The 6,641-nt window shown below is 64.4% G+C and carries 9 protein-coding genes; 3 read left to right on the plus strand and 6 right to left on the minus strand.

Going from position 1 to position 6,641, the window contains the following annotated elements:
• Together VN004_RS04085 and VN004_RS04090 are read right to left on the minus strand one after the other, a co-directional pair.
• Positions 1–384, minus strand: a 384-nt coding sequence (locus tag VN004_RS04085; RefSeq protein WP_325607284.1) for a J domain-containing protein, incomplete at its 3' end; no start/stop codon positions are given.
• Between the two features lie 173 nt (positions 385–557).
• Positions 558–986, minus strand: a complete 429-nt coding sequence (locus VN004_RS04090) for an RT0821/Lpp0805 family surface protein (RefSeq protein ID WP_325607286.1) — start codon at positions 984–986, stop codon at positions 558–560.
• Between the two features lie 81 nt (positions 987–1,067).
• On the opposite strand from VN004_RS04090, the gene pdxH reads away from it, so the two are divergent.
• Together pdxH and VN004_RS04100 are read left to right on the plus strand one after the other, a co-directional pair.
• Complete coding sequence (pdxH, locus tag VN004_RS04095) at positions 1,068–1,709, plus strand: pyridoxamine 5'-phosphate oxidase (protein ID WP_325607288.1); 642 nt, start codon at positions 1,068–1,070, stop codon at positions 1,707–1,709.
• A gap of 35 nt (positions 1,710–1,744) precedes the next feature.
• Positions 1,745–2,500 carry an SDR family oxidoreductase gene (locus VN004_RS04100; RefSeq protein WP_325607290.1) on the plus strand — a complete coding sequence of 252 codons (756 nt, stop codon included), beginning with the start codon at positions 1,745–1,747 and terminating at the stop codon, positions 2,498–2,500.
• 172 nt (positions 2,501–2,672) lie between these two features.
• On the opposite strand, the gene VN004_RS04105 is transcribed toward VN004_RS04100, so the two are convergent.
• Both VN004_RS04105 and VN004_RS04110 read right to left on the minus strand, forming a co-directional pair.
• A complete protein-coding gene (locus VN004_RS04105; RefSeq protein WP_325607292.1) occupies positions 2,673–3,650 on the minus strand; it encodes a magnesium transporter CorA family protein in 978 nt (325 codons plus the stop codon).
• 141 nt (positions 3,651–3,791) lie between these two features.
• Positions 3,792–3,962, minus strand: coding sequence for a hypothetical protein (locus tag VN004_RS04110; protein WP_325607294.1), 171 nt, complete (start codon positions 3,960–3,962; stop codon positions 3,792–3,794).
• A 352-nt stretch (positions 3,963–4,314) separates the two neighbouring features.
• Between VN004_RS04110 and VN004_RS04115 the strand changes: the two genes are divergently transcribed.
• Positions 4,315–4,995, plus strand: coding sequence for a L,D-transpeptidase (locus VN004_RS04115; RefSeq protein WP_325607296.1), 681 nt, complete (start codon positions 4,315–4,317; stop codon positions 4,993–4,995).
• A gap of 84 nt (positions 4,996–5,079) precedes the next feature.
• Here the strand turns inward: VN004_RS04115 and VN004_RS04120 are convergent, their stop codons facing one another.
• Both VN004_RS04120 and VN004_RS04125 read right to left on the minus strand, forming a co-directional pair.
• Positions 5,080–6,000, minus strand: a complete 921-nt coding sequence (locus VN004_RS04120) for a metallophosphoesterase (protein WP_325607298.1) — start codon at positions 5,998–6,000, stop codon at positions 5,080–5,082.
• A gap of 120 nt (positions 6,001–6,120) precedes the next feature.
• Positions 6,121–6,641: extensin family protein (locus VN004_RS04125; RefSeq protein WP_325607300.1), on the minus strand; the 521-nt coding region annotated here is incomplete at its 5' end.

Below are 6,641 nucleotides of genomic sequence, written 5' to 3' on the forward strand. Positions count from 1 at the left end.
GCCGCCAAACCCCGCGCCCCCGCCGCGCGATGACCGTTGCGCGCCCTGCGGGCCGAAGGTGAATGTCTCGAAGTGGACGTCCGGGCCGGCGCCCGCGCCGAAGCCGCCAAAGCCGCCGCCAGGATGCGCGCCTTCGAAGCCTTGAAAGCCCTGGAAGCGGGGCTTGCCCTCGGCATCGATTTCGCCCGCATCGAATTGCTTGCGCTTGGTCTCGTCGCCCAGAATTTCATAGGCGGCGTTGGCCTCGGCGAAACGCTCGGAGGCTTTCGGATCGTCTTTGTTGGCGTCCGGATGGTGCTTCTTGGCAAGCTTTCGAAAGGCTGACTTGATTTCGCCAGCGCTAGCCCCCCGCGGCACCCCCAACACCTCGTAGGGGTCGCGCATGTATGACGTTCTCCTTGTTTCGCATGGCGCCGGGGTCGGCCCCGGCGGTCGATCGGCGCGGGCTTTAAGGCCCGGCCTGTGGTTCTTCGGCTATTTGGGATTGTAATCCGATTTTCGCAACGCCGGGCGGCCGTTGCCGGATCTATGCACCGCCTTCCCCGCCGCGATGCCCTTCAGGTCCGCCGCCAGGCCTTCAGCCGGCGGACTTCCCACTCACCGCGCGCGGCCCGGCACGCCTCCCCCTCCATCCAGGACTCCGATCCCTCGAGCACGTGGCTTGCGATGAAATCCCGGCACAATGTCCCCTCGACGCGGTAGGCCTGCGCGATCGGGGTCACGGTGCCCCTCGCGCCCGATGCCGGATTTTCCCATGTCACACTGTCATCGGCGCTCGCCCGGCTCATGACCTGTGCCGCCGCGCGTTTTGCATAGGCAAGGTCGGAGGCTGGCGGCAGGCCGTTGCCGTCGGAAGCACGCGGTTTCGAGATGGAGCCCGTGTGGACGGGCTCGTCCGTTCCGGCGCCGTCCGAAATCTTGACATTGGCGCTGCACGCGCAGACGAGCGGAGCCGCGGCGGCGACGATCAGGCCGCTGCGCAGCATTCGGCATAGTCGCGCGCGGAGCGCTCCCTTATATACGAAGGCCCGGACGAGAGACTGGCCGGCCAATCGGTACTCCACGGAATGACAGACACACCAAGCATTCAACAGCCGGAATTGTTAAGGAACGGTGATTTCACCGAAGCCGCCGAGCCATTCGCGTTGTTCGCGGCCTGGCTCGACGAAGCGCAACGCAGCGAACCGAACGATCCGAATGCGATGGCGCTCGCCACCGCCGGTGAAGACGGTTTTCCCGATGTGAGGATGGTGCTGCTGAAGGGCTTCGATGAAGCGGGCTTCGTGTTCTATACGAATCTCGGAAGCGCGAAGGCGCGCGAGCTGAAAGAGCGTCCAGAGGCCGCGCTGGCCTTCCATTGGAAATCGCTGCGCCGGCAAGTGCGCGTCCGCGGCACCGTCACGCAGGTCAGCGACGCGGAAGCCGACGCCTATTTCGCGACGAGGCCGCGTCTCGCGCAGATCGGCGCCTGGGCCAGCAAGCAATCGTCGCCGCTTGAAAGCCGACTCGCCTTCGAGGGCGCCGTGGCAAAAGTGACGGCGCGCTATCCGCTCGGAACGATCCCGAGGCCGCCCTTCTGGTCCGGCTTTCGCATCGCGCCGCTCGCGATGGAATTCTGGCATGATCGGCCGTTCCGCCTCCACGACCGGATCGCGTTCACCCGCGGCCAGCCGGATGAGGCTTGGGTCAAGACCCGCCTTTATCCGTGAACCGTGTCGCGGCAATGAGTTGAGCAGGATTTGCGATGCCGATGTCCGACCATAATGCGCCGCGCCGCACGCTGCTCCTGACCGGGGCCAGCCGCGGCATCGGGCATGCCACCGTGAAGCGATTTTCGGCGGCCGGCTGGCGCGTCATCACCTGTTCGCGCCATGGCTTCCCGGAAAACTGCCCGTGGGAGGCTGGCCCCGAGGATCACATCCAGGTGGACCTCGCCGATCCCGACAGCACCGAGGAAGCGATCGCGGAAATCAAGAACAGACTCCCCGACGGAAAGCTGCACGCGCTGGTCAACAACGCCGCGATCTCACCAAAGGGCGCGGGCGGTCAGCGCCTCAGCGCCATCGCGACCGACATCAGGACCTGGCAGCATGTGTTCCAGGTCAACTTCTTCGCGCCGATCATGCTGGCGCGCGGCCTGATCGAGGAATTGAAGGCGACCCATGGTTCGGTGGTCAACGTCACCTCGATCGCGGGCTCGCGGGTGCATCCCTTCGCGGGCGCGGCCTATGCCACCTCGAAAGCGGCGCTCGCGTCGCTCACCCGCGAGATGGCGGCCGATTTCGGTCCGCTCGGCATTCGCGTCAACGCGATCGCACCGGGCGAGATCGACACATCGATCCTCTCGCCGGGCACTGACAAGATCGTCGAGCAGCAGATTCCGATGCATCGGCTCGGGACGCCCGACGAAGTCGCGAAGATCGTCTATGTGCTGTGCACCGAGACCTCGTCCTATGTCCACGGCGCCGAGATCCACATCAACGGCGGACAGCACGTCTAGGCAATTTCTGTCGAGGCGGAATCGCTTCGCCCGTTTGGTCATGCCCCGCGAAGGCGGGGGATCCAGTCAACTGATGAAGCCGTTGCGTTTACTGGATTGCCCACTTTCGCGGGCGATGACAGCTAAAGAGCGTCAAAGGCGATGACAGCTAAAGAACGGCAAAGGCAATGGATCAGAGCCACTTCTTCCATTTGAAATACACGTAAGGAAGGATCGAGGAGATGATCATCGCCAGCAGCGCCAGCGGATAGCCGAAGCTCCATTTGAGTTCGGGCATGTGCTCGAAATTCATTCCGTAGATCGAAGCCACCAGCGTCGGCGGCATCAGCACCACTGCCACCACCGAGAACAGCTTGATGATGTTGTTCTGCTCGATGCTGACGAGACCCACCATCGCGTCCAGAAGGAAGGTGATGTTGTTGGTCTGGTAGGTGGCGTGGTCCGACAATGACTGGACGTCGCGCTGCATCGTCTTGAGCTGCGCCCGCACTTCCTTCGACCAGCGCATCGACTCGTCTTCGTGCGCCATGAACAACACCAGGCGGCCGATCGAGACGAGGCTTTCGCGCACCTTCGAGCACAGGTCGCCCTTGCGCCCGAGCGTGAAAAGGATCCCCTGATAGGTCCGCGACGTCGCTCCGCGATTGCGCCGCTGTTCGAAGATGCGCCGCGAGACCTGGTCGACCTCGGCGCCGACGCGCTCGAGGATGTCGGCATTGCGGTCGATCACCGCATCCAGAAGCTCCATCAGCACGGTCTGGCCGGTGACATTCGCCGGACAAAAGCGGGCGAGCTTGTGTCGTGTCATCGCAAACGGGCGCGGCTCGTCGTAGCGCACGGTGACGAGGCGCTGGCCGGCGAGGATAAAGGAGACCGGCGTCGTCACCGGGGACGGGGTGTCCGACTGCGACATCAGGGTCGCCGTCATGTAGCGCGCGCCGCCCTCGATATAGAGACGACTGGAGATCTCGATCTCCTGCATCTCCTCGCGGGTCGGCACCGCGACGCCGACAAGCTTCTCGACCAGCTTGTCTTCCTCGATCGTGGGATTGACCAGATCGAGCCAGACCGCTGCCTCAGGAATCGCTTCCCCGGGATTGAGCGGAAGCGGCTCCAGCGATGAACCGCGCGGGGTGTAGACGGTGAGCATGACGTCTCCGCGGATGCGGCTCGCGCCGCGGCGGCGAAGTCATGGCCACGAGGCGGTGGCGCATGCAAGCGGTAATTGCGGCGAGAGCCCGGCGGGGCCGGTTATCGACCAGCCCCCACCGGAGCTGTCTGGCGCACCTTGTCAGGCGGCGCGATCCTTGCGGTCTTCGACGGTATCCGCCTGCTTGCACTCGCTGCCATAAGGCAATGCGGCGACCAGGGCGGAGATAGCGATACGGCCGTAACGGCGGTCAAGGTCCAATTCCGACCGCCGGCTTTTCTGTTCGGCTCCGGACGTCTCGGCGGTAGTCATGTTTTCCTCCTCAACGGATGCTTTTTGTCCAAGAGGCACCCTGCAGGGAGCATTTGGACCGAGTGCGGCGGAATTGGGCGATCAATGGTAAGAGTTGGAGGCAGGCCGGTCACAAAGCTGTGCGGCTGTACCGGCGCTGCCCCGCTTCATCACTTGAGGATGTCAGGGTAAACTGGCGCTTAATGAGTTCCGTGCCACGCTCGGTGCGGATGGCTTGGCGACACCTTGCGGCTTTCCGGCAACACTTTCACAGGACCGGTCCTGCGATCAGGGCTTATCACTGGATGGAAAGCGTTTTTCGGCTATGTTCGCCGCGAAATCTCGCCGGGTGTAGAAACAATAGGATGTGGTGATGCGCCTGATCGCGCTTCTCCTGATCGGGATCGGTTTATCGGGTTGCGTCGCCTCGACCAGCGCGGTTTACGAGCCTGCGTCGGAAGCCAATTTCAAGCCACGCGATCGCGAATTGCTGGCGAAAGTCCCCTACGCCAAGGCGACGATTCCGGAGCCGTATCGGCGCCACATCGTCAATTATCACCGCAAGGAAACGCCAGGATCGATCGTCGTCGATACCGATTCGCGCTTCCTCTACTACGTGCTGCCTGAAGGCAAGGCGATCCGCTACGGCATTACCGTTGGCGAGGAAGCGCTGACCTTCTCGGGCATCGCCAAGGTTCAGCGCAAAGCCGAATGGCCGACCTGGACTCCGACCGCCGCGATCAAGGAACGGCTCGGACCGAGCATCCCGAATCAGGTGGGTCCGGGACCGCATAATCCGCTCGGCGCCCGCGCGCTCTACCTCTATGCCGGCGGCAAGGACACGCTCTATCGCATCCACGGGACCAACCAGCCTGAATATATCGGCTCGGCGGTTTCCTCGGGCTGCATCCGCATGACCAACGAGGACGTCATCGACCTCTACAACCGGGTCAAGGAAGGCACGGTGGTCGTGGTGCTTGCTCCCAAGCAGGGCGATTCGCCGAACAACCCGCAGGTGGCGATCCGCATGCCGGAGCGCTCGCTGCCCTTCTGACAGCGGCCGGATAACCAGAATCAAAAACGGCGCCTTCGGGCGCCGTTTTTTATGCGCTCATCTCGTGCGCCGATTCTCGCGCGCTCAGCCGAGTTCGATGTGAACGATCTCCGGCGGCACCCCGACGCGCATCGGCACGAAGCTCGTGCCGAGCCCGCCCGACACGATCATGTCGCGGCCGCCTTCGACGATATGTCCATAGGCGAAGCGCGCACCGTATTTCGAAGGCACGAAGATCGGCCAGACCACCGGCAGCCGGACCTGGCCGCCATGCGTATGACCCGCGAGCGTAAGCGAAACGCGATCCGGGACGCGCGGGAAGATGTCGGGCTCGTGCACCATCAGGATCACGGGATCGTCGGTTGTGATCCTGGCCATGGTGCCGGGCAAATCGTCGGCGCCGCGAAAGTGCCCGCGACCGAGCGGGACCGCGAGTTGATCGCCGAGCCCGGCGAGCCAGAAGCGCGCCCCCGCCTCGCCCAGTAGGACCGCATCATTCTCCATGACCGGGATATTGGCCGCGGCAAGCGCGTGCCGGATGGTCCTCTGCTCGAACCACCAGTCGTGATTGCCGAGGATGGCGTGAAGACCGAGCGGCGCCTTGAGCCGCGCCAGTTCCGCGGCCCAGACCGGTGGCGGCACGGGTTCGGTCACGAACCGGTGGGTGGCGACGTAATCGCCGAGCAACAGGATCAGATCGGAGCGCAGCGCATTCGCGGTGTCGATGATGGTCCGGATGCGCTCGAGGCCCATATTCGGGCCGCCCGCATGCAGATCGGCGATCACGGTGATGGTCATGCGCTGGCCGGCCGGCCAATGGCGCGGCTTCAGCTTGTAGCGGGTCACCTCAAGAACCGACGCAGCCTCGACGCCGCCATAGCCCGCGAACGCGGCGCCGGACAGCGAGGCGGCGCCGAGACCGCCCAGCAGCAGCGAGCGCCGCGTGATCAGCGACTGTCGTTGCACCCGGACGGGCGTGAGTTCCGAGGGCCGGATCGGTTTCATGCCGGCACAACTAGGCCGCCATGGGTGAAGACTGCGTTCACACGATCGCAGAAAGCACGGGGTACGCGGCCCTTCACCGGACGCGCCGTCTCAGGACGCTTCCTCTCAGGACGCTGTCTCTCAGGACGCTTCCTTGGGCCGGGGCCGAGGAAGCGGAATTTCGCCGGCAGGATCGAGCACATTCCACTGACACAGGCGATAGCCGCCCCTTCTTTCGGCAAGGTCCATATGAATATGGTCTTCGTGATGGCCGTCGGAGCCGGGACCTAGAACTGTGGTGAATCGCTCGCAGGTGGTCTTGCGGACCGCCTCGCGGAACCCGCGATCCACCTTGCGGTCGGTGAACGACACAAAGCGCCCGTCGGAGAGGCGCAGGCCGCGAATGTCGATGGCGTTGGCGAGCCCGTGCTGGCTGATCCGCGCACCGGCGACGCGGTTGCGTCCGCGGCAATCGTAAGAGGCGTAGTTGTCGAGCGCCTGGGGCGCTGCGCCGAACTGCGCCGCGGTCGCGGTGAGGTCCTCGCGCACCCAGACCGCGACCGCTTCGGCCATCGTGCAGCGCATCGTGGCAGGCGGACTGACGGCAACCCGCGACTTGTCCGGCTGAATGATCGCTTCAAGCCGCACCACATCGGTCGCGC

This window comes from Pseudorhodoplanes sp. (assembly GCF_035565855.1).
In the GTDB taxonomy this organism is placed as follows: Bacteria; Pseudomonadota; Alphaproteobacteria; order Rhizobiales; family Xanthobacteraceae; genus Pseudorhodoplanes.